Source organism: Micrococcus sp. KBS0714, from assembly GCF_002008305.4.
Lineage (GTDB): Bacteria > Actinomycetota > Actinomycetes > Actinomycetales > Micrococcaceae > Micrococcus > Micrococcus luteus.
Genome location: NZ_CP042169.1, coordinates 1678137 through 1699916, shown reverse-complemented (window position 1 = coordinate 1699916; position 21780 = coordinate 1678137). Strand labels below are relative to the sequence as shown.

General features: G+C 75.8%; 19 protein-coding genes. 9 read left to right on the top strand and 10 right to left on the bottom strand.

Features of this window, described 5'->3' with window-relative positions; translation table 11 throughout:
* Nucleotides 1-19: 19 nt before the first annotated feature.
* Nucleotides 20-1618, bottom strand: coding sequence for an aminopeptidase P family protein (locus B1A86_RS07680; RefSeq protein ID WP_078025599.1), 1599 nt, complete (start codon nt 1616-1618; stop codon nt 20-22).
* Between the two features lie 64 nt (nt 1619-1682).
* On the opposite strand from B1A86_RS07680, the gene B1A86_RS07675 reads away from it, so the two are divergent.
* Nucleotides 1683-2543, top strand: coding sequence for a PHP domain-containing protein (locus B1A86_RS07675; protein ID WP_078025600.1), 861 nt, complete (start codon nt 1683-1685; stop codon nt 2541-2543).
* Between the two features lie 118 nt (nt 2544-2661).
* Here B1A86_RS07675 and B1A86_RS07670 read toward each other — a convergent pair whose 3' ends face one another.
* The 5 genes from B1A86_RS07670 to B1A86_RS07650 form a co-directional block, all read right to left on the bottom strand.
* Nucleotides 2662-4479, bottom strand: coding sequence for a DEAD/DEAH box helicase (locus tag B1A86_RS07670; protein ID WP_089529313.1), 1818 nt, complete (start codon nt 4477-4479; stop codon nt 2662-2664).
* Nucleotides 4480-4729: 250 nt separating this feature from the next.
* Entirely contained in the window at nt 4730-6295 is a 1566-nt protein-coding gene (locus B1A86_RS07665) for an RNB domain-containing ribonuclease (protein WP_078025601.1), read from the bottom strand.
* Between the two features lie 68 nt (nt 6296-6363).
* Nucleotides 6364-6588, bottom strand: a complete 225-nt coding sequence (locus B1A86_RS07660; RefSeq protein WP_049147259.1) for a DUF3107 domain-containing protein — start codon at nt 6586-6588, stop codon at nt 6364-6366.
* Nucleotides 6589-6708: 120 nt separating this feature from the next.
* The gene (locus B1A86_RS07655; protein WP_049147262.1) at nt 6709-7365 is read right to left on the bottom strand and encodes a TetR/AcrR family transcriptional regulator; all 657 of its coding nucleotides are present in this window, start codon (nt 7363-7365) and stop codon (nt 6709-6711) included.
* A gap of 25 nt (nt 7366-7390) precedes the next feature.
* Entirely contained in the window at nt 7391-8743 is a 1353-nt protein-coding gene (locus tag B1A86_RS07650) for a glutamyl-tRNA reductase (protein ID WP_078025602.1), read from the bottom strand.
* Between the two features lie 136 nt (nt 8744-8879).
* On the opposite strand from B1A86_RS07650, the gene hemE reads away from it, so the two are divergent.
* Genes hemE through B1A86_RS07620 form a run of 6 tightly spaced genes read left to right on the top strand, consistent with a single transcriptional unit; the run spans nt 8880 to nt 15703 of the window.
* Nucleotides 8880-10103, top strand: coding sequence for a uroporphyrinogen decarboxylase (gene hemE / locus B1A86_RS07645; protein ID WP_036314314.1), 1224 nt, complete (start codon nt 8880-8882; stop codon nt 10101-10103).
* Nucleotides 10100-11608 (top strand): NAD(P)/FAD-dependent oxidoreductase, encoded by a 1509-nt coding sequence (locus B1A86_RS07640; RefSeq protein WP_036314317.1) that lies wholly within the window; start codon nt 10100-10102, stop codon nt 11606-11608. Before hemE ends, B1A86_RS07640 begins: the two co-directional genes overlap by 4 nt.
* Nucleotides 11609-11658: 50 nt before the next feature.
* On the top strand, nt 11659-12375 hold the full coding sequence (gene hemQ, locus B1A86_RS07635) for a hydrogen peroxide-dependent heme synthase (protein WP_036314319.1): 717 nt from the start codon (nt 11659-11661) through the stop codon (nt 12373-12375).
* Entirely contained in the window at nt 12375-13724 is a 1350-nt protein-coding gene (locus tag B1A86_RS07630) for a ferrochelatase (protein ID WP_036314320.1), read from the top strand. The genes hemQ and B1A86_RS07630 overlap by 1 nt, the downstream gene beginning before the upstream one ends.
* 4 nt (nt 13725-13728) lie before the next feature.
* Nucleotides 13729-14862, top strand: coding sequence for a hydroxymethylbilane synthase (gene hemC, locus B1A86_RS07625; RefSeq protein ID WP_036314322.1), 1134 nt, complete (start codon nt 13729-13731; stop codon nt 14860-14862).
* A 1-nt stretch (nt 14863) separates the two neighbouring features.
* Nucleotides 14864-15703, top strand: coding sequence for a uroporphyrinogen-III synthase (locus B1A86_RS07620; protein WP_036314324.1), 840 nt, complete (start codon nt 14864-14866; stop codon nt 15701-15703).
* Nucleotides 15704-15730: 27 nt separating this feature from the next.
* Here the strand turns inward: B1A86_RS07620 and B1A86_RS07615 are convergent, their stop codons facing one another.
* The 3 genes from B1A86_RS07615 to brnQ form a co-directional block, all read right to left on the bottom strand.
* Entirely contained in the window at nt 15731-16012 is a 282-nt protein-coding gene (locus B1A86_RS07615) for a hypothetical protein (RefSeq protein ID WP_036314326.1), read from the bottom strand.
* A 99-nt stretch (nt 16013-16111) separates the two neighbouring features.
* A complete protein-coding gene (locus B1A86_RS07610) occupies nt 16112-17212 on the bottom strand; it encodes an NYN domain-containing protein (protein ID WP_036314328.1) in 1101 nt (366 codons plus the stop codon).
* 10 nt (nt 17213-17222) lie between these two features.
* Nucleotides 17223-18617 (bottom strand): branched-chain amino acid transport system II carrier protein, encoded by a 1395-nt coding sequence (gene brnQ, locus B1A86_RS07605; protein WP_036314330.1) that lies wholly within the window; start codon nt 18615-18617, stop codon nt 17223-17225.
* A 107-nt stretch (nt 18618-18724) separates the two neighbouring features.
* Here brnQ and hemB point away from each other — a divergent pair, with 107 nt between their 5' ends.
* Together hemB and hemL are read left to right on the top strand one after the other, a co-directional pair.
* Entirely contained in the window at nt 18725-19711 is a 987-nt protein-coding gene (gene hemB, locus B1A86_RS07600) for a porphobilinogen synthase (protein WP_036314332.1), read from the top strand.
* A complete protein-coding gene (gene hemL / locus B1A86_RS07595; protein WP_078025603.1) occupies nt 19708-21033 on the top strand; it encodes a glutamate-1-semialdehyde 2,1-aminomutase in 1326 nt (441 codons plus the stop codon). Before hemB ends, hemL begins: the two co-directional genes overlap by 4 nt.
* Before the next feature lie 28 nt (nt 21034-21061).
* On the opposite strand, the gene B1A86_RS07590 is transcribed toward hemL, so the two are convergent.
* The gene (locus B1A86_RS07590) at nt 21062-21748 is read right to left on the bottom strand and encodes a 3'-5' exonuclease (protein ID WP_036314335.1); all 687 of its coding nucleotides are present in this window, start codon (nt 21746-21748) and stop codon (nt 21062-21064) included.
* Nucleotides 21749-21780 lie beyond the last annotated feature (32 nt).

Sequence of the window (21780 nt, the reverse complement as noted above, 5' to 3'; positions counted from 1 at the left end):
GCGCGCCCTCCGCGCCGGATCACGCCTGGAGCCGCGCCATCCAGGCCTCGATCTCGTCCGGGGTGCGGGGGAGGGCCGCGGAGAGGTTCTCGGCCCCGTCCTCGGTCACGAGGATGTCGTCCTCGATGCGCACGCCGATGCCGCGGTACTCCTCCGGCACGGCCAGGTCCTCCTCCTTGAAGTACAGACCCGGCTCGATCGTGAAGACCATGCCCGGCTCGAGCACGCCGTCCAGGTAGAGCTCGCGCTTGGCCTGCGCGCAGTCGTGCACGTCGAGGCCGAGGTGGTGCGAGGTGCCGTGGGGCATCCAGCGCCGGTGGTGCTGGCCCTCGTCCGAGAGCGCGACCTCGGCCGAGACCGGCAGCAGGCCCCAGCCGTCGAGGCGGTCGACGAGCACCCGCATGGCCTCGGCGTGGAGCTCGCGGAACCGGATGCCGGGGCGCACGATCGCGAAGGCGGCGTCCGCGGCGTCGAGGACCGCCTGGTAGATGCGGCGCTGCACGTCCGTGAACGTGCCGGACACGGGCAGGGTGCGGGTGATGTCCGCGGTGTAGAGGGAGTCGTCCTCGACGCCGGCGTCGAGCAGGAGCAGCTCACCCGGGCGCACGGCGCCCGTGTTGCGGATCCAGTGCAGGATCGTGGCGTTGTTGCCGGAGGCCGCGATCGTGTCGTAGCCCAGGTCGTTGCCCTCGAGGCGGGCGCGGGCGAAGAAGGCGCCCTCGACCACGCGCTCGCCGCGGTCGTGGCCGACGGCGCGCGGCAGGGCCCGCACGACGTCCTCGAAGCCCGCGATGGTCGCGGCCACCGAGGCGCGCATCCGATCGACCTCCCACGCGTCCTTGACCAGGCGCAGCTCGGAGAGGAACTCGGCGGTCTGGGCGTCGGCCTCGGCCGCGGCGGCCAGGTCCACGCCGGCCTCGGTCCGGACGGCGGCCAGCAGCGCATCCACGTCCTGGTCGGTCTCGGCCAGCAACCGGACCGCGGTGCCGTCCGCGGCCACGTTCTTGGTGACGGCGGACTCGAGCTCCTCGAGCCCCGCCGTGCGCAGACCCGTGCGGGCGGCCAGGCCGGCCAGGGTCGGACGGGGGCCGATCCAGAACTCGCCCGAGCGCGAGTCCGCGTAGAACTGCTCGGTGTCCCGGCCGGCCAGGGGACGGAAGTACAGGGTGGCGGTGTGGTCCGTGCCGTCGTCGCCGGCGCCCGGGTCCGTGGGCTCGAGCACGAGCACGGCGTCCGGCTCGTGGTCCACGCCGAGGCCCGTCAGGTGGGCGAACGCGGAGTGCGCGCGGAAGCGGTAGTCGGTGTCGTTCGAACGGACCTTGAGGCGGCCGGCCGGCACCACGATCCGCTCGCCCGGGAAGCGCGCGGAGACGGCGGCCCGCCGCCGGGCGGCGTACGGGGCCGAGGCGTCGGGGTCGGGCAGGGCCTGCGACGAGGGCGCCCAGTCGGAGGCCATGAAGTCGCGGAAGGCGTTCGAGGCGGGGCGCTGCGAGCGGTTGTCGACGCGCTCGGCCAGCGGCTGGGGGTTCACCGCGCCGGTGCCGTCGGCGCCCGCCTCGGGGGTGGCGGCGGGCTGGTCGGGGGTGGTCTGGGCGGGGTGCTGTGCGGCATCGGTCATACCCTCCATCATGGCACCGGTGGGCGCGGGCAGGTCGGGGCCGCCGCGCGCGGGTCTCGGTACCATGGCCGCCATGGCCCGCTACGACCTGCACACGCACTCGACCGAGTCCGATGGCACCGAGCCGCCGGCCGACGTGGTGCGTGCGGCGGCGCGGGCCGGGCTGGACGGCCTCGCGCTCACCGACCACGACACCACCGCCGGCTGGGCCGAGGCCGCCCAGGCCGCGCGGGAGACCGGACTGACGCTCGTGCCCGGCATGGAGATGTCCTGCACCTCCGCGGACGGCGTGAGCGTGCACGTGCTCAGCTACCTGCACGACCCCGAGGACCCCGCCCTGCTGCGGGAAGTCGGCCGGGCTCGCGACGCGCGGCTGACCCGGGCGCAGGAGATGGTGCGGCGCCTGGGCGCGGACTTCTCGATCACGTGGGAGCTGGTCCAGGAGCACGCGGCGGAGAACGCGACGATCGGCCGGCCCCACCTGGCCGACGCCCTCGTGACGATCGGGGCCGTCCCGGACCGCTCCGCGGCGTTCCGGGAGATCCTCGCCGGCCGGTCCAAGTACTACGTGCCGCACTTCGCCCCGGACCCGGCCGAGGCGGTCGCGCTCATCCGGGCCGCCGGCGGGGTGCCGGTGTTCGCGCATCCCCGGGCGCGCATGCGGGGCCGCGTGGTGGGCGACGAGGTGTTCGAGCAGATGGCCGAGGCCGGACTGGCGGGGGTCGAGGTCGAGCACCGGGACAACCCGGCGGAGGAACGCACCTGGCTGCGCGCGTTCGCGGACCGGCACGGGCTGTTCGTCACCGGCTCGTCCGATTACCACGGCACCGGCAAGCCGAATCCGATCGGCGAGCACACCACGGGCGCGGAGGTGCTCGCCGAGATCGAGCGGCAGGGTACCGGCACGGCGATCATCCGCGGCTGAACCCGGACGGCCCGGGCGACGGCGGAGGATCCGTTGCGCGAATGACCCTTCCGGCCGCCTGCACGGCGGTCAGAAGGGTCATTCGCGCAGAAGACTCCCGGGGCCCCGGAAGGGAGGGTCAGCCGTCCACGACCTCGCCGTTGCGGCGCCGCGTGCGGGAGCGGCCGCCCCGGCGACGACGGGCCTCGGCCCGGGCCTCGGCGCGCTCGGCCCGGCGGGCCTCCGTGAGCTCGACGCCGGCCACCGGCTCCGACGTCCGGGCCGCGGGGGTCTCGGAGCGCGAGGCGGTGCGCTTGCGGCCCTCGCCGCGACCACGGCCCCGGCCCTCGGCGCGCTGCTCGGCGGGTGCCTCACCACGCCCGCGGCCCGAGCGCTCGGAGCGCTCGCCGCGGCTCCCGCCCCGCGCCGCGTCTCGGCCCTCGCCGGAGCGGCCGCCCCGGCCCCGACCGCCGCGTCCGCCGCGGCCGCCCTCACGGCCACCGCGCTCGCCGTCGCGGGACCGGCCGCCCTCGCGACCCCGTCCGCGGCCGCCGTCGCGCTGCTTCGCCTCGGGGCCGCCGAGGTCCTCGAGCGTCTCGCCCTCGAGGCCCTCGAGCACGCGCTTGGCCTGCGGCAGACGGCCCTTCGTGCCCTTCGGGATGCCGAGGTCGGAGAACAGGTGCGGGGAGGAGGAGTAGGTCTCCACCGGCTCGGGCTGGCCGAGGCCGAGCGCCTTGTCGATCAGGGACCAGCGCGGCATGTCCTCCCAGTCCACGAGGGTCACCGCCACGCCCTTGTTGCCGGCGCGGCCCGTGCGGCCCACGCGGTGCACGTAGGTCTTCTCGTCCTCCGGCGCCTGGAAGTTGAACACGTGGGTGACGTCGTCGACGTCGATGCCGCGCGCCGCGACGTCGGTGGCCACGAGGATGTCCACCTTGCCGTTGCGGAACGCGCGCAGCGCCTGCTCGCGGGCGCCCTGGCCGAGGTCGCCGTGCAGCGCGCCGGCCGCGAAGCCGCGCGCCGTCAGCTCGTCCGCCACGCGAGCGGCCGTGCGCTTGGTGCGCGTGAAGATGATGGTCCGGCCGCGGCCCTCGGCCTGCAGGGCGCGGGCCACGAGCTCGTCCTTGTCCATGTGGTGGGCGCGGTAGACGAGCTGACGGATGTCCTTCTTCGTCAGGCCCTCGTCCTCCGGGTCCGCCGCGCGGATGTGGGTCGGCTGCGTCATGTAGCGGCGCGCCATCGCGACCACGGGACCCGGCATGGTGGCCGAGAACAGCATGGTCTGACGCACGGCCGGGACGGCGGCGAGCAGGGTCTCGACGTCGGGGAGGAAGCCGAGGTCCAGCATCTCGTCGGCCTCGTCCAGCACCACCGTGTTCACCAGGTCCAGGCGCAGGTGGCGCTGGCGCATCAGGTCGATGAGGCGGCCGGGGGTGCCGACGACGATCTCGACGCCGCGCTGCAGCTCCTCGATCTGCGGCTCGTAGGCGCGGCCGCCGTAGATGGTGGCGATGCGCAGGGGGCGCCGGGCCGCGGCGGCCGTGAGGTCGCCGGCCACCTGGACGGCGAGCTCGCGCGTCGGGGCGACGATCAGGGCCTGCGGGGCGCCCGCGGTGCCCTTGGCCTCGAGGCCGTCCCAGCCGGGCTCGCCCGGGCCGATGGCGCGCTGTAGCGCGGGGATGCCGAAGCCGAGGGTCTTGCCGGTGCCGGTCTTGGCCTGGCCGATGATGTCGTGGCCGCCGAGGGCGACCGGCAGGGTCATGGCCTGGATGGGGAAGGGGTGGACGATGCCCTTGGCCTCCAGGGCCTCGACGATCGCGGGGTGCACCCCGAAGTCGGCGAAGGTCTGCTCGGGGGCCACGGGGGCGGCGTCCTCGGTGACGATGTCCTCCGCGATCGCGGCGACCGTCGGGTCGAGGTCGGCGGAGGCGGGGGTGTGCTCGGAGTTCTGGGTCATGGCGACTCGCGTTCCTGGTCAGGCGTCGTCACGGCGGGCGGAAGGCCCGGCTCCGCCGTGCGCGCGGTTCAAGCGGAAGCCGATCGCGAGGCAAGCACGCGGAGCGGCCGACGGGCGGCGCCCCGTGGAACCGGGCGGGCGCGCCGTACGCGGCGGGCCGTGCCGGATCCGGCAGGTCATGGTGCCGTCCCGGGCGTCAGGGGCGCGGGCGGCGGGTCAGGGTGATCAGAGAGCGACCGGTCATCCTGGGTCAGCGTGAGCTGTGCGGCCAGTCTACCCCCGCGGCCGTGATCGCACCCGAGGCGCGGTCCACGCCCTCGATCCGCACGCGCACCCGGGTGCCCGCCGGGACGCTGCCCGGCACCCGCAGGCTCACGGCCGGGTCGAGCAGCCACACCTCCGTGCCGTCCTTCGCCTCGCGCACCGCGATCCCCTCGAGCTCCGCGCCGACGCGGGACTCGAGTGCCGCCGCCTCCACGAGGTCCGCCGCCGTCCGGCTCGCGGCCGAGGCCCGGCGCGACGAGTCCGCCATGAGGGCGGGCAGCGCGGGCAGGGCGCTGCGGACCCATGCGGGGGCGGGGGCGCCGATGGCATGGGCGTGGCACAGGGCCAGGACGAAGCGGTCCACGAGCCGGCGCAGCGGAGCGGTGGCGTGGGCGTAGGGGGCGGCGAGCGCGGCCTGGGCCGGTTCGTCCGGCGGGGTGCGCAGGGCCGGGTCCTCGGCCTGCGCGTCGAAGGCCGTGTACCCGGCGCCGCGGAACAGCCCGGTGGCCGCGTGCAGCACCGCCAGGTGCCGCGCGTCGGCGGGGTCGAGGGAACGCAGGTAGGCGCCGTAGTCCTGGCCCTCGTCCCACGGGGCGCCCAGGGCGCGCGTGCGCTCTCGGAAGGCGGCGACGGCGTCGGTGTCCGGCGCCGGCATCGTACGCAGGATCCCGACTCCGGCGGCCAGCATCAGCTCGGCCGCGGCCATGCCGGTCAGCAGGGAGAGCTGGGCGTTGTGCTCCTCCGCCGGCAACGGCGCCCGGTGCACGAGCTCGTGCGCCCCGTCCTCGGTGACACGGACCTCCTGGTCCGGCAGGTTCAGGGAGGCGCCGCCGCGGGCGGCCTCCTGCGCGGCCCGCCGTCGGCCCACCTCCGGCAGCAGCGCCAGCGAGTCGCGCACCTCGGCCGGCCACCCCTCGGCGGCGGCCCGGTCCGCGTCGGTGACCCCGGGGCGCGGCGTCGTCGGCGCCTGCGCCCCCGGCTGTGCGTCGAGGAAGGCCTGCACCTGCCCGTACGTCAGCTGCGCCCGGGAGCGGATGCGGGCGCGTTCGAGGCCGGTCTCGACGACGGCGCCCGCGGCGTCCAGCAGGAACGTCCACACGAACGCCGGGTGCTCGCGGTCGGGCAGCAGCGAGGCGGCGTCCTCGCTCAGCACCTCCGGGTGCAGGGGGACCCGGCCGTCGGGCAGGTAGACGGTCTGGCCGCGGCGGCGGGCCTCGCCGTCCACGGCGCCGCCCGGGGTCACGAAGGCGGGCACGTCCGCGATCGCGTAGCGGACCAGGATGCCGTCGTCGTCGGCGGGGGTCAGGAGCAGGGCCTGGTCCAGGTCCGTGGAGCCGGCGGGGTCCACGGTGACGAACGGCAGGGCCGTGCGGTCCGCGTGGTCCGGGCTCCCGGTCAGGCCCGCGTGCACCTCACGCGCGGCCGCCTCCGCCTCGGCCAGGACGGGGGCGGGGAAGGCCGGCGGCAACTCGAGCTCCGTCCGCAGGGCGGCGAGGCGCTCGAGCAGGGTCGGGTCGGCGGGGCCGCGGAGGCCGAGGGCGTGAGGGGTCATGGCGGTGCTCCTGGGCAGGGGGCCGAGACGACGCACGCCCCGGCGGATCACCGGGGCGTGCGGGCGGGTCAGGAGGCGGCGAACCCGAGCGGGCCCGACTTCTTCGCGCCGATCTCCACGAAGCCGATGCGGTCGCCGGGGACGACCACCTGGCGGCCCTTGGCGTCCGCCAGGACCAGCGGGGTGCCGTCGGAGACGGCGGCGTCCACGAGGGAGCGGACCTCGTCCGCCGACTGCTCGCTGTCGATGACGACCTCGCGGCCGACGTGCTGCACACCGATGCGGATCTCCATGGGGAACCTCTTCTCTTCGTCGCGTCCTGTGCGGTCCGCCGTCAGCCTACGGGACCGCTCGGCGGGGTGGACGGGCGCCCACGAGGTTCACCCGCGGGCGAAACGGGCCGGACGGCCGGGTCAGCGCGGCGCGTCGTCCGCGGAGGGCAGCGAGGCGAGGCCGCGCCAGACGAGCGCGTCCACCGTGCGGGCCATCTCGGCGGCGGCGGGGCGGGCGTCGGCGTCGAGCCGGTCCGCCCAGTGGCGGGCGGCGCCCAGGAGGTAGCCGACGAGTCCGCGGGAGAGCACCTCGGCCTCGGCCTCGGCCACGGTGGTGTCAGCGCGGATGGTGCGCGCGACCTCGGAGGAGAGCAGCCGGTGCACGGCCTCGCTGCGCGTGCGCACCTCCGGGTCCCCGTCGATGCCGGAGTCGAAGATCAGGCGGTGGGTCCGCTCGGGAGAGGCCATGTACTCGAACACGGCGGCGACGGTGGCCCGCACCCGTTCGCGATTGTCCCGGCGGGTGTCCATCGCCGCCTCGAGGAGCGCGCGCAGGCTCGCGACCTCGGCGTCCAACAGCTCGAGGAAGAGCTCGTGCTTGCTGGGGAAGTGCTGGTAGAGGACCGGCTTGGAGACCTCGGCCCGCTCGGCGATCTGCTCCATGGAGGCCCCCGCGTACCGCTCCGCGGCGAAGACCGCTCGGGCGCAGTCCAGCAGCTGGCGGCGACGCTCCTGCCGGGGCAGACGGCGGCCTCGCCCGGGCTCGTCGGGCGCGGTGGCGGCGGGGTGGTCGGTCACGGGGTCCTCCTGGCGCGGGGCGGGCTCACGCGATGCGCGCGGCGCCGCCCTCGTCCTCGTGCGCGGGACAGACCGCCTCGACCGTGCCCACGGCGGGGGCGGGGCGGCCGGGGGCCTCGATCCCGAAGACCGCCTCGAGGGCGTCCTCATAGCGGTCGAGCCGGCCCTCGGCGGCGAGCCGCTTGGCGCGCACGCTGGGCTCGTGCAGGAGCTGGTTCACCATGCGGCGCAGGGCGAACTCCACCTCCTCGGCGGCCGCCGTGCAGCCGTGGCGGGCGCGCACGCGCTCGAGCTCCCGGTCGAGCACACCGAGGGTGTGGCGGCGCAGGGCCTTGATCGCCGCGTCGGCACTGCGGCCACGCTGCGCGGCGCGGTACTCCTCGACGGCGTCGTCCACGAGCGCGCGGGCCTCCGCGACGGCGACCTGGGCCTGCTCGGGTGCGGCCAGCCGCACCGACTCGAGGGTGATGAGATCGACGTCCGGCAGGTCCGCGACCGCCGGGTCGAAGTCGCGCGAGAGGGCCAGGTCGACCACCGTGAGCGGACGCCGTCCGCCCTTGCGCAGCTCCTGGAGGCGCTCGGGGCTGATCTGGCGTTCGCCGCCGGAGGAGCCGATGATCACGTCCGCCTCGGCGACGGCGCCGGCCACGGCCTCGCCGCCGAGCGCGAGGGCCCAGCCGCCGCGGTCCGCGACGAACTGCTCCGCGCGGCCCGAGGCCGAGTGCACGCCGACGGTGGTCGCGCCCCGGTCCGCCAGCTGCGCGAGCGTGGTGCCGGCGTAGGCGCCCGTGCCGATCAGCAGGATGGTGGCCCCGGCCCAGAAGTCGCGCTGGGCCGCGGCGTCGGTGAGACCGCGCAGCTCCTCCGCGAGGTCCAGGGCGACGGAGACGACCGAGCGGCCGGCCGCGCCGAGCGCCGTGCGGGAGCCGACGTCCTTGGCCGTGCGCGTGGCGGACTCGAAGAGGCGGACGAGCGGACCCGAGGCGGTGCCGGCCTCCTGGGCCGCCGTCAGGGCGCGTCGGACCTGACCGGCGATCTCGCGCTCGCCCACCACGGCGGAGTCCAGTCCGGCGCCGACCTCGAAGAGGTGACGGGCCGTGGCGTCGGCGTCGAGTGTGCGGAACGCGGCGTGCACGTCCTCGTCGGGCAGGGAGGTGGAGGCGGCGACGGCGGACAGCAGCCCCGCGCGGGCGGCCTCGACGCCGGCCGCGTCGGCCTCGGCGTAGATCTCCACGCGGTTGCACGTGGCCAGCACGACGGCGCCCGCCGCGCCGCTGCCGGGCAGGGCGGGCCCGACCCCGGTCGCGCCGGCGCTGAGGCGGGCGACCGTGTCCAGGTCCAGGTCATGGTGGGAGGCGACGAGAGAGAAGACAGTCACAGCGGGCCAAGTCTAGCCCCGACCGCCCCGCCCGTCCGGGAAGGCGGACCTGACCCGGGTGCCGTCGGCCAGTGTGACGACGCTCACGGAGGACGCAGATGTGCCACCGCGACACGACCGGTGGGACACTGGGGGCATGTCCGCCCTGTCCCAGACCCCCGAGACCCCCGCGGCCGTCCCGGCACTGCCCGCCGAGCACCCGCTGCGCACCGAGGATCCGTCACGCTCGACCGTGGCCAGCCCGCTCCTTCGCGCGCTGCGCGGCCAGCGCCCCGACCGCCACCCCGTGTGGTTCATGCGGCAGGCCGGCCGTTCGCTGCCCGAGTACCGCCGGGTGCGCGAGGGGATCGGGATGCTCGACTCCTGCCTCATGCCGGACCTGGTCCGGGAGATCACGATGCAGCCGGTGCGCCGCCACGACGTCGACGCGGCGATCTTCTTCTCGGACATCGTAGTCCCCCTGCGCCTGGCGGGCGTGGACGTGGAGATCCAGCCCGGCGTGGGCCCCGTGCTCGGCCAGGCCGTCCGCACCGCCGACGACGTCGCCGCGCTGCCCGTCCTCGAGGACGCCGCCCTGGACGTCATCCGCGAGGCCGTCGCGGCCACCGTCGCCGAGCTGGGCCCGCGCCCCCTGATCGGCTTCGCCGGCGCCCCCTTCACGCTGGCGGCGTACATGGTGGAGGGCCGTCCCTCCCGCGACCACTTCGGCCCGCGGCGCATGATGCACGCCGACCCCGAGACCTGGGCCGCCCTGGCCGGCTGGGCGGCCACCGTGTCCGGCCAGTTCCTGCGCGCCCAGCTCGAGTCCGGCGCCTCCGCCGCGCAGCTGTTCGACTCGTGGGCCGGTTCGCTCTCGGCGGACGACTACCTCGAGCACGTGCAGCCGCACTCGACGGCGGCCCTCGCCCATGTCGCCGACCTCGCCGGGCCCGGCGTCCCCGACGGCGCCCCGCTCCTGCACTTCGGCACGGGCACCGGAGAGTTCCTGCACCACATGCGTGACGCGGGCGCGACCGCCGTCGGCGTGGACCACCGCCTCACGCTCGCCGAGGCGCACCGCCGGCTCAGCGCGAACCCCGGCCCCGACGGGCGCGGCGCCGTGCCCCTGCAGGGCAACATCGACCCGGCCCTGCTCGCCGCCCCGTGGGAGGTCCTCGAGGCCCACGTGCGCGACGTCGTCGCCTCCGGCGCCGTCGCGCCCGGTCACGTCGTCAACCTCGCCCACGGCGTGCCGCCGGAGACGGACGCGGCCGTGCTGACCCGCGTGGTCGAGCTGATCCACTCCCTGCCCGTGCCGGAGCGGGAGGGCCAGGACCCGGCACCGGGGGCCGAGACCGCCGAGCGGGAGGAGCGCGCATGAGCGGCACGGCGCTCGTGGTCGGCGGCGGCATCGCCGGCCTCGTCGCGGCCCACCGACTGTCCGCGGCGGGCTGGGACGTGACCCTCGCCGAGGCCACCTCCGTGCTCGGGGGCGCGGTCTCCCCGCGCTTCCTCGACGTCCCCTCGCACGGCGAGACCGGGGCCCCCGAGACCCAGACCCTCGAACTCGACGGCGGCGCCGAGTCGTTCGCCGTCCGCGGCGCCGCCGTGCGCGCGCTCGTGGAGGAGCTCGGGCTGGGCGAGAAGATCGTCGCGCCCGAGCCCCTCGGCTCGTGGCTGCACGGTCCCGCCGGCCCCGTGCGCGCCCCGCGTCTCGGCATCGTCGGCATCCCCGGCGACCTCGACGCCGAGGACCTCGCCGCCGCCCTCACGCCGGCCGGCCTGGAGCGCGCCCGGCAGGACGCCGAGGCCCCCATGGATCGCTGGGCCGCCGCGCTCGCGGCCGGCGAGCCGGTGACCGTCGCGCAGGTCGTGGCCGACCGCCTCGGCGACGAGGTGCTCGACCGCCTCGTGGCCCCCGTCGTCGCCGGAGTCCACTCGGCCGACCCCGCGGTCGTCGAGCTGGAGCGCGTGGCCCCCGGCCTGCTCGCCGCCGCCGTGGAGCACGGCGGGCTGGCCGCGGGCGTCGCCGCGCTGCGGTCCACCGGGACCCCCGGCTCGCTCGTGGCCGGTCTGGACGGCGGCATGGTCCGCCTCACCGGCCGGCTCGTCGAGGCGCTGCGCGAGGACGGGGCCACCGTCCTGCGCGGTGTCCGGGTGGCCGCCCTGTCCCGCGTGCCCGCCACCGGCGGCTGGTGGGCCCAGATCTCGGACCGGGACGACGAGGTCGTCCGCGGGCTCGACGTGGACCGCGTCGTGCTGGCCGTGGACGGCGTCACCGCCTGGGACCTGCTGGCCCCGCTCTCGGCCGAGGCCCTGGACCCCGACGCCGGCCCCGCCCTCGGCGAGGGCATCGCGCTGGCCACGCTCGTCGTCGAGGCCGCGGGCCTGGACGACGCGCCACGCGGCACCGGAGTGCTGGTCGGCGCCGGGACGGACGTGGCCGCCAAGGCCCTGACCCACGTCACCGCCAAGTGGGCGTGGCTGCGCGAGGTCGTCGCGCGTCCGCAGGAGGACGGTGTCGCCCGCCATCCCCACCGCCACGTGCTGCGCCTGTCCTACGGCCGCCAGGGCGGCGGGCCCGAGGCCCTGGGCCATCGCAGCGCGGACGAGGAGCTGCTCGCGCAGGCGCTCGTGGACACGGCGACTCTCACCGGGGTGCCGCTGGCGGAGGAGGACGTCGTCGCCCGCACCGTCACCCGCTGGCGCCGCTCCATCCCGCCGCAGGCCGGCCCCGACCGCGCGAAGGCGGACACGCTGATCGACTGGGCACGGGACGTGCCCGGCCTCGACCTCGTGGGCAGCTGGGTGCACGGCACCGGGCTGGCCGCCGTCGTCGCCGGCGTGGACCGCACCCTCGGCGCCGACGCACCGCCCGCCGGCTGACCTCGCCCCCAGACCACCCCTGACGCAATCGGATCCCAAGGAAGAGGACCATGACCAAGGACAGCACCACCACCCCTGCCGAGGCCGGCAAGGACTGGTTCACCACCTACACCGTGTTCGCCCGCCCGCAGGGCGAGCCAGGCTGGCTGGGACTGGAGGGCCGCGACGCGAAGAAGGCCGCCAAGGAGTTCGACGAGGCCGTCGCGCGGGTGGCCCAGACCGGCGTGACCGTGCGCGGCGTCTACGACGTCTCGGGCATGCGCGAGGCCGGCGACGTCATGGTGTGGATGTACGGCCAGGTGCCCGAGGACCTGCAGGCCGCCATCCGCGAGCTGCGCCGCACCCGTCTGCTCGAGGGCACCACGATGGTGCTCTCGGCCATGGGCGCAGATCGCATGGCCGAGTTCAACAAGGACCACGTCCCCGCCTTCGCCATGGGCCGCAAGGCCCTGAAGTGGCTGTGCTTCTACCCGTTCGTGCGCTCGTACGACTGGTACCTGCTGGACCCGAAGGAGCGGGCCCGCATGCTCCGCGAGCACGGCCAGCTCGGCCAGGACTTCCCGCAGGTGTGGGCGAATACCACCAGCGCGTTCGGCCTGAACGACTGGGAGTGGCTGCTGGGCCTCGAGGCGGACGAGCTGACGGACCTGGTGGACATGATGCGCCACCTGCGCAACAACGAGACCCGCCTGCACGTGCGCAGCGAGGTGCCGTTCTACACCGGACGCCGTCTGGAGACCGCCGAGATCGCGGAGGTGCTGGCCTGATGACTACCGCCCCCGAGCCCCGCGCCGACGCGCCCGTCCACACCGGCCCGGACGCCGGCGTCGCCCCGGCCCTCCGGACGCCCGAGAAGGCCGCCGCCGGCGTCGACTACGACGTGTGCGGCGTGATGGCCCCCAAGGACTACGACGCCCTGCTGCTCGCCTCCTTCGGCGGGCCCGAGGGCCAGGACGACGTGATCCCGTTCCTGCGCAACGTCACGCGCGGGCGCGGCATCCCGGACGAGCGCCTCGAGGAGGTCGCCACCCACTACCGCGCCAACGGCGGCGTCAGCCCCATCAACGCGCAGAACCGCGCGCTGAAGGCGGCCATCGAGGCCGAGCTGGCCGCCCGCGGCCTGGACCTGCCCGTGTACTGGGGCAACCGCAACTGGGAGCCCTACTTCCCGGACACCCTCGCGCGGATGCACGCCGACGGGCACCGCCGCATCCTGACGGTCACCACCTCCGCGTACTCCTGCTACTCCTCGTGCCGCCAGTACCGCGAGGACATGGGCATGGCCATGGAGCAGACCGGCCTGACCGGGAAGGTGGACCTGGACAAGACGCGCCAGTACTTCAACCACCCCGGCTTCATCGAGCCGTTCCGGGACGGCCTGCGCGCGGACCTGGCCTCGCTGCGCGCGGAGCTGGGGGACGACGCGCGGATCCACGTGCTCTTCGCGACCCACTCGATCCCCACCTCCGACGCCGCCGCCGCCGGCCCGCGCGGCCTCGCCGCCGACCTGCGCGCGCAGGCGGGGGCGGAGCCGGGCGATGAGGGTGCGGACGTGTACTCGGCGCAGCACCTCGATGTGGCCCGCGAGATCCTCGCCGGCGTGCCCGAGGCCGCGGACGTGCCGTGGTCGCTCGTGTACCAGTCGCGCTCCGGCCCGCCCTCGGTGCCGTGGCTCGAGCCGGACATCAACGACGCGATGGAGCACCTCGCGGGCGAGGGCGCCGAGACGGACGCGCAGGGGCGCGCCGTGGCGGGCTTCGTCGTCGTGCCGCTGGGGTTCGTCTCGGACCACATGGAGGTGGTCTGGGACCTCGACACCGAGGCCAAGGAGACCGCCGAGGGGCTGGGCGTGGGGTTCCGGCGCAGCCCCACCCCGGGCACCGACCCGCGGTTCGTGGCCGGGCTCGTGGACATCGTGGAGGAGCGGCTGGGCCGGCGCGAGGGTCGCGCCGCGGTCGGCTGCTTCCCGGCGTGGTACGACGTGTGCCGGCCGGACTGCTGCGTCAAGGTGATGCGGGACGGCTCGACGCGGCCGACGACGTCCGCTGTCGACGCCGCCGTGCGCGGGCTGGCCGAGCACGAGGCGGGCGCCGCGGCCCCCGCCGAGGAGGCCTGAGACCGTGACCCCCCTGCGCATTGGCACCCGGGGCTCCGCCCTGGCGACCACGCAGACCAGCCACGTGGCCGAGACGCTCACGGAGCGCTCCGGCCTGGCCCACGAGCTGGTGGTGATCCGCACCGAGGGCGACGTCACCACCGGCTCGCTGGCCTCGCTGGGCGGCACCGGCGTGTTCGCCTCGGCGCTGCGGGCCGCCGTGCTCGACGGCGTCGTGGACGCGGCGGTGCACTCGCTCAAGGACCTGCCGGCCGCCCAGCCGGAGACCCTCGAGATCGCCGCGGTGCCGGCCCGGGCCGACCTGCGGGACGCCCTGTGCGCCCGCGACGGCCTCACCCTGGCGACCCTGCCCGAGGGCGCCCGGGTGGGCACGGGCTCGCCGCGCCGCGTGGCCCAGCTCAAGGCGCTGCGCCCGGATCTGGAGCTGGTGGACATCCGCGGCAACGTGCAGACCCGCCTGGCCCGCGTGCCCGGGCTGGAGCAGCACGACGATCACGCCCCGGCCGCCGCGGGTTCGCCCCGCGGTGACCTCGACGCCGTGATCCTGGCCTGTGCCGGGCTCAACCGGCTCGGCCTGGACCACGTGATCACCGAGCGGATCGACCCGGAGGTCATGGTGCCCGCCCCCGGGCAGGGCGCCCTGGCCGTGGAGATCCGGGCCGAGGACGAGTCCTTCCTCGGTCGGGCGCTCCTGGACCCCGAGGCGCCGGTCGGGAGGCTGCACGCCGCCCTCGAGCTGGTCGACGATCGGGACACCCACGTGGCGGTCACCGCCGAGCGGGCCCTGCTGCGCCGCCTCGAGGCCGGCTGCGCCGCGCCGATCGGGGCCGTGGCCCGCGTGACCGACGGCGAGGCCGGCGCGCCGCGCATCGAGATGACCGCGATGGTGGCCGCCCTCGACGGCTCGCGCGTGCTGCGCCGGACCTCGTCCGTGCAGCTCGACCCGGTGCCGACCGACGTGGCCGGCGACCCGGCGGCCGGCGACGAGTGGCTCGAGGACACCCTGTTCGTGGCCGCGGAGGCACTCGGCGTGCACGTGGCCGAGCAGTTCGTGGCCGAGGGCGCCGACCTGCTGCCCGGCACGGTGCGCGGGGTGGACCGGGGCGACGGCGCCCCGCGCCCCGACGACCCGGCCTGAGATGCGCGTCCTGCTCACCCGCCAGCCGGCCCAGGCCGGCGACCTCGAGGCCGGTCTCGCCGGCACCGAGGTGGCGGGGCGGCGGCTGCGGGTCGGCTTCCTGCCGCTGACCGACTTCGCACTGCCCGACGACGACGGCCCCCTGCGCGCGCTGCTCGCGGACTGGGCGGGGGCCGACGGTGATGCGGCCGGGCCGGTGCGCTCGGACGGGTCCCGCTGGCTCGTGGTGACGAGCCCCAACACCGTGCGCGCGCTCAGGGCCGTCGGCTGGGACGGCCATGTCCCGGCGGGCGCGCGGATCGCGGTCACCGGACCGGGCACGGCACGGGTGCTGACCGAGGCGGGCTGCGACGCGGCGCCGTGGCTGCCGCCCGAGGACCGCTCCGCCGAGGGCCTGATCGCCGGACTCGCCGCCCTGCATCCCCGCGGCGCCCGCGCGTGGCTGCCCCAGTCCGATCGGGCCCGGTCCCGCCTCGCCGACGGCCTGCGCGCGGCGGGCTGGGACGTGCGGACCGGGCTCGCCTACCGGACGGTGCCGTATCCGGCGCAGGCCGGCAGGCGGCTGCTCGACGGGGCGGCGGACGAGGGCCGGGGGGACGTCGTGACGCCCGCGCGGCTGGCCGCGGTCGCGGCGGGGACCGCCGTGGTGCTCACCAGCTCGTCCGCGGCGGAGGAGTTCGTGGCCGCGGGTCTGACGCCGCTGGTGGGGGAGCGGGTGCGGCTCGTGGCGATCGGCGCGCCGACCCGGGACACATGCGCGCGGCGGGGTCTGCCCCTGCTCGGGACGGCCCCCACGCCGGATGCGGCCGGAGTGCTGGCCGTGCTGCGCGCTGCGGCCTGAGCCGCCCGTCCGCACTCGAGGCGAGGCTCAGTCGGGGCGGCCGCCGTCCGGGTCGGGCGCGTCGTCCTCCGTCGGCGCCGGGCCGGCGTCGTGCCTCTCGTCCTGCGGCACGCCGGTGGCGGCGGCCATGATGTCCACCCGCGGGCCGCGCAGGATGGCGACCGAGACGTTGGTGAAGCCCGTGTTGGCGAGCAGCTCCGAGGCTTCCTCATCCGTCAGGTCGTACGCGTGCGCGAGCATGCGCACGTTCTCCGTGTAGAAGGCGTGCAGGCGGTCGACGCCGCGCAGGAAGTCCAGAGTGTTCCCCATGCCGGGGAGCCTACCGAACGGGCGTGGTGGGCGGGTGGCCGGCGGGTGAACGGCCGGTGGACCGGCCCGCCGGCCGCGGGGGACGACGGGCCGTGCCGCTCAGCCCTCGGCGCGGCGGCTGCGGCGGCGGACCAGCGAGACCTCCATGGTCCGGCCCTCGGTGCGGGTGCGCAGGTACGGCTGGTCCTCCACGAGGGTGGAGAGCTTGGAGTGTCCGAAGTCGCGCGGGTCGAAGTCCACGTGGGTGCGGCTCAGGTGTTGGCCGATCAGGGACAGCGTGGCCCAGCCGTCGTCGGTGCTCGTGGCGTTGACGGCCTTGGTGAGCGCGGCCTGCAGGTCGATGCGCGGGGCGGCGTCGGCCTCGTCGTGCTCGGGCTCGGCCTCGACCGGCACCTCGGGCGGGGTCGGGTCCTCGGTGACGTCCGACGACGACGCACGGCGGCCCCGCCGACCGGCCCCGGACTTCGCCTCCGCGGCCTTCCCGTCCTTGCCGGCGGCGGCGTCCCCGGCGGGCGCCTCGTCGGCAGCGGGGGCCTCGTCGGCAGCAGGGGCCTCGTCGGCAATGGGGGCCTCGGCGTCCGCGTCGGTGGCCTCGGGGGTGTCGGTGGCGTCGGTGGTCTTGGCCCCGCGACCGCGGCCTCGACCACCGCGGCGGGACCCCGAGCGGCCGGAGCCCTCGGACGCCTTGGCGTTCTCCTCCTTGGCGGGGGCGTCCTCGCCGGTCTCGTCGTCGTCGACGTCGTGGTCCGTGGCGGTGCCGAGCAGCTCGAGGTAGATGAACTGGTCCACGGCGTTGCGCAGGGAGGCGGGGGTCTTGCGGGCGCCCAGGCCGATCACGCGCTTGCCGCCCTCGCGCAGGCGGGTGGCCAGGCGCGTGAAGTCGGAGTCGGAGGAGACGAGGGCGAACGCGTCCACGTTGCCCATCCAGAGCAGGTCCATCGCGTCGATGATGAGCGCGGAGTCCGAGGAGTTCTTGCCCACGGTGTAGGCGAACTGCTGGACCGGCTGGATCGCGTGGTGGTTCAGCGCCTTCTTCCAGCCGTTGAGGTTGGTCGTGGTCCAGTCGCCGTACGCGCGCTTGATCGTGGGGGTGCCGTAGGTGGCGAGCTCCTCGAGGATCAGGGGGGCGAACTTGGGGGAGACGTTGTCGCTGTCCATCAGGACGGCGATGCGCAGGGATGCGGGGGTGGGTTCGGGCATGTGTCCCACCCTAGTCGGCGGCGGTGCGCCCGTGGCCGGCGGTGACCGGGATCGCCTCCCGCTCGCCCCGGCGGGGGCGGGGCCGCGAGGCGGCGGCCACTGTGCCGACGACCAGCCCGACGAGCGCCGGGACCACCCAGCCGAAGCCGACCGCGTAGCCGGGCAGCACCCGGCCGGCCAGGCCCGTCAGGGCGGTGACGGGCGGCGTCGTCGCGAGCGCCTCCGGCAGGGCGCCCAGCAGGTCGAAGAAGGCGGCGAGCCCCGTGCAGGCGACCACCCAGCGGGCCACCGCCGGGTGGTCCCGCACCCAGGCCCAGGCGAGACCGAGCAGGATGACGACGACGGCGATCGGGTAGAGGAACATCAGCACCGGGACGGACCAGGCGATGATCGCCTCCAGGCCCAGGTTGGCGAGCGCGAAGGACACGACGAGGAAGAGGCTCGCCCACAGCCGGTAGGACCCGGGGAACATCTCCGCGAACATCTCGGTGCACGCCACGATCAGTCCGATGCAGGTCTTCAGGCACGCGACGACGACGATGGCCGCGATGAGGTACACGCCCGCCGCGCCGAAGAAGTGGCTCGCGCTGCGGGCGAGGACGTCGCCGCCGTTCGCGGCCTGCGCGAACGCGCCGTGGCTCGTGGCGCCGACGTACGCCAGGGAGGCGTAGACCACCGCCATCGCCGCACCGCCGAGCAGCCCCGCCTTGCCCAGCTCCACCGCCATGCGGCGCGGGCCCGTCACGCCCAGGCGCCGGGCGGCGTCGACGATCACGACCGCGAAGGCGAGCGAGGCGAGCGCGTCCATGGTGTTGTAGCCGTCCAGCAGGCCCCGCACGAGCGCCCCGTCGGCGTAGGCGGGGGTCGGCGAGGGCAGGGCGCCCGTGCTCATCGGGGCCACGACGGCGGCCGCCATCAGGGCGCCGAGCAGGACCAGGAACGCCGGGGTCAGGTAGCGCCCCACCCACTCCATGAGCCGGCCCGGACGGAACGCCGCCACCGCGGCGACCGCGAAGAACGCCGCCGTGAAGCCGAGCAGCCGCAGGCCGCCGTCGCCCGCCAGGGGCGCGACACCGATCTCATAGGACACCGTGGCGGTGCGGGGGATGGCGAAGAGGGGGCCGATCGTCAGGTACAGCAGGCACGTGAACGCCACGGCGAAGCGCCGGGAGACGGGCGCCGTCATCTCACGGACCGAGCGCGCCCCCGTCACCGCCGAGGCGACGATGCCCAGGACCGGCAGCCCCACCGCCGTGACGAGGAAGCCGAGCGTGGCCGGCGTGACCGCGGCGCCCGCATCCCGGCCCAGGCCGGCGGGGAAGATCAGGTTGCCGGCGCCGAAGAACAGGCCGAAGACGAGCGAGGCCAGCAGCAGGGTCTGACCGGGGCGCAGGCGCGGGGGCATCACGGGCCTCTCGACGGCGAACGGGGCGCCATGACTGTACCCGGCGCGCGGTCAGCCTCCGCGCCTAGACTGGACGGGTCCCCGAACCAGGAGCGTGTGACCCCGTCATGTCCTTCCCGCTGCACCGTCCCCGGCGTCTGCGCCGGTCCGCCGCGATGCGCCGCCTCGCCGCCGAGACGCGCCTGCACCCCGCCGAGCTGATCCTGCCGGCCTTCATCAAGGAGGGCGCCGCCGAGCCCGTGCCGATCGCCTCGATGCCGGGCGTCGTGCAGCACACCGCGGACTCGCTCAAGGCCGCCGCGGCCGAGGCCGCCGAGCTGGGCCTGGGCGGCATCATGCTGTTCGGCGTGCCGACCACGCGCGACGCCGTCGGCAGCGCCGCCCTGGACCCGGACGGCGTCCTGAACCGGGCCATCCGGGACGTGAAGGCGGAGGTGGGGGACGGGCTCGTCGTGATGTCCGACCTGTGCCTGGACGAGTTCACCGACCACGGCCACTGCGGCGTGCTCACCGCCGAGGGCGCCGTGGACAACGACGCGACGCTGGAGATCTACGCCCGGATGGGCGTCGCGCAGGCCGAGGCCGGTGCGGACGTGCTCGGCCCCTCCGGGATGATGGACGGCCAGGTCCGCGTGATCCGGGAGGCCCTCGAGGGCGCCGGCCACCACGAGACCGCGATCCTCGCCTACGCCGCGAAGTACTCCTCGGCGTTCTACGGGCCGTTCCGCGACGCCGTCGACTCCCAGCTCACGGGCGACCGCAAGACCTACCAGATGGACGCCGCCAACCGGAGCGAGGCCCTGCTCGAGGTCGCCCTCGACCTCGAGGAGGGCGCGGACATGGTGATGGTCAAGCCCGCGATGAGCTACCTGGACATCGTGCGCGACGTGGCGGACATGGCGGACGTGCCCGTCTCCGCGTACCAGATCTCGGGGGAGTACGCGATGATCGAGGCCGCCGCCGCGCACGGCTGGATCGACCGGAAGGCCTCGATCGTCGAGTCCGTGCTCTCCATCCGGCGCGCCGGCGCCGACTCCGTGCTCACCTACTGGGCGGCCGAGCTCGGCCGCTGGATGAAGGAGGGGTCCCTGTGACCGCGTCCCAGCCGACCACCAACGCCGCCGCCTTCGCCGCGGCCCAGGCCGTCATCCCCGGCGGCGTCGACTCACCCGTGCGCGCCTTCGGCTCGGTGGGCGGCACGCCCCGGTTCATGGCCGGCGCACGCGGCCCGTACCTGACCGACGTCGAGGGCAACGAGTACGTGGACCTGGTCTGCTCGTGGGGCCCCATGCTGCTGGGCCACCAGCACCCCGAGGTCGTCGAGGCCGTGCACGCCGCCGTGGACCGCGGCCTCGGCTTCGGCACCTCCACGCTGGAGGAGACCGCGCTGGCCGAGCTGATCGCCTCCAAGGTCCCGGTCGAGCGCGTGCGCTTCGTGTCCACCGGCACCGAGGCCACCATGACGGCCCTGCGCCTGGCCCGCGGCGTGACCGGCCGCAACCTGATCGTGAAGTTCGCCGGCTGCTACCACGGCCACTCGGACGGCCTGCTGGCCGCGGCCGGCTCGGGCGTGGCGACCGCCGCCCTGCCCGGCTCCGCGGGCGTCACCGAGGCCGCCGCCTCCGAGACCCTCGTGGTGGACTACAACGACCGCGCCGCCGTCGAGGCCGTGTTCGCCGAGCACGGCGAGCGCATCGCCGCGCTCATCACGGAGGCCGTGCCCTGCAACATGGGCGTCGTGGAGCCCGCCGAGGGCTTCAACGCGTTCCTGCGCGAGATCACCCGCCGCCACGGCGCGCTGCTGATCTGGGACGAGGTGCTCACCGGCTTCCGCGCCACCGCCACGGGCGGCTGGGGCCTGTCCGGACAGCCCGAGGGCTGGACCCCGGACGTCTGGTGCTTCGGCAAGGTGATCGGCGGCGGCATGCCCGCGGCCGCCCTGGGCGGCTCCGCCGAGATCATGGACCACCTGGCCCCGCTCGGCCCCGTGTACCAGGCCGGCACCCTCTCCGGGAATCCGGTGGCCATGGCCGCCGGCCACGCCACGCTCTCCCGCGCCGACGAGGCCGTCTACGCGGCCGTGACGCGCGCCTCGGACGCCGTGCGCGAGGGCCTCGTGGCCGCGCTCGACGCCGAGGGCTTGGACCACTCGATCCAGCGGGCCGGCACCCTGTTCTCCCTGGCGTTCGGCACCTCCGGCACCGGCGTGCGGGACTACCGGGACGCCCAGGGCCAGGAGGTCTTCCGCTACGCCCCGTTCTTCCAGTCGCTGCTGGCCTCCGGCGTGTACCTGCCGCCGTCCGTGTTCGAGGCCTGGTTCGTCTCCGCCGCCCACGACGACGCGGCGGTCACCCGGGTGCTCGACGCGCTGCCGGCCGCGGCGAAGGCGGCCGCGGCGGCGACGCCCCAGGGCTGAGACCCGGGTGCGGGTCGGGGCCGGGCGCTCAGCGCTCGGCCTCGACCGGCCAGTGGCGCGAGACGGTGGCCTGCGGGTCCTTGCGTCGCAGGTACTGCTCGAAGCTCTCCGCCTGCTCGGCCTTCCAGCGGACCTGCCGCTCGTGCAGGTCCACCGGCGCGACGCGCAGCTGCTCGTACCGGGCGGCCAGGGCGTCGGCCACCTGGACGGCGGCGAGGGCGTCCGCCGCGGAGGTGTGCGCGTTCTCCAGGGTCACCCCGTAGTGCTCGGACACCGCGGAGAGCGTGCGCTTGCCCTTGCGGAACCGGTCCACCTGCTTGTCCAGCACGAACGGGTCGATCACGGGGCGGGCCTCGAGCGGCGTCAGCCCGTGGTGGCGCGCCTCCCGGTCCATCACCGTGAAGTCGTACACGCCGTTGAACGCCACCACGGGGATGCCCGCGGCGAACAGGTCCCGCAGGGTCTCGGTGATCTCCGTGACACCCTGCGCGGCGGGCATGCCCTCCGCCTGCGCCCGCTCCGTGGTGACGCCGTGGACCTCGGCCGCCTCGGCCGGGATGGGCACGCCCGGGTCCACGAGCCACTCGGCCGACGACGCGGCGCGGCCCTGCTCGTCCACCATCACCAGGGTGGCGGTCACGATCAGCGCGGTGCGCGGATCACGTCCGGTGGTCTCGAGGTCGAAGCCGGCGCGGATGCTCTCATGCCAAGTCACGCGCCTCACGCTACCCGGAGCGGCGGACACGA

Excerpts from the sequence above, each read along its gene's own strand:
- B1A86_RS07680 (WP_078025599.1), bottom strand. The coding sequence starts at position 1,618 with ATGACCGATGCCGCACAGCACCCCGCCCAGACCACCCCCGACCAGCCC.
- B1A86_RS07675 (WP_078025600.1), top strand. The coding sequence starts at position 1,683 with ATGGCCGCCATGGCCCGCTACGACCTGCACACGCACTCGACCGAGTCC.
- B1A86_RS07670 (WP_089529313.1), bottom strand. The coding sequence starts at position 4,479 with ATGACCCAGAACTCCGAGCACACCCCCGCCTCCGCCGACCTCGACCCG.
- B1A86_RS07665 (WP_078025601.1), bottom strand. The coding sequence starts at position 6,295 with ATGACCCCTCACGCCCTCGGCCTCCGCGGCCCCGCCGACCCGACCCTG.
- B1A86_RS07660 (WP_049147259.1), bottom strand. The coding sequence starts at position 6,588 with ATGGAGATCCGCATCGGTGTGCAGCACGTCGGCCGCGAGGTCGTCATC.
- hemE (WP_036314314.1), top strand. The coding sequence starts at position 8,880 with ATGTCCGCCCTGTCCCAGACCCCCGAGACCCCCGCGGCCGTCCCGGCA.
- B1A86_RS07640 (WP_036314317.1), top strand. The coding sequence starts at position 10,100 with ATGAGCGGCACGGCGCTCGTGGTCGGCGGCGGCATCGCCGGCCTCGTC.
- hemQ (WP_036314319.1), top strand. The coding sequence starts at position 11,659 with ATGACCAAGGACAGCACCACCACCCCTGCCGAGGCCGGCAAGGACTGG.
- B1A86_RS07630 (WP_036314320.1), top strand. The coding sequence starts at position 12,375 with ATGACTACCGCCCCCGAGCCCCGCGCCGACGCGCCCGTCCACACCGGC.
- B1A86_RS07620 (WP_036314324.1), top strand. The coding sequence starts at position 14,864 with ATGCGCGTCCTGCTCACCCGCCAGCCGGCCCAGGCCGGCGACCTCGAG.
- B1A86_RS07615 (WP_036314326.1), bottom strand. The coding sequence starts at position 16,012 with ATGGGGAACACTCTGGACTTCCTGCGCGGCGTCGACCGCCTGCACGCC.
- B1A86_RS07610 (WP_036314328.1), bottom strand. The coding sequence starts at position 17,212 with ATGCCCGAACCCACCCCCGCATCCCTGCGCATCGCCGTCCTGATGGAC.
- brnQ (WP_036314330.1), bottom strand. The coding sequence starts at position 18,617 with ATGCCCCCGCGCCTGCGCCCCGGTCAGACCCTGCTGCTGGCCTCGCTC.
- hemB (WP_036314332.1), top strand. The coding sequence starts at position 18,725 with ATGTCCTTCCCGCTGCACCGTCCCCGGCGTCTGCGCCGGTCCGCCGCG.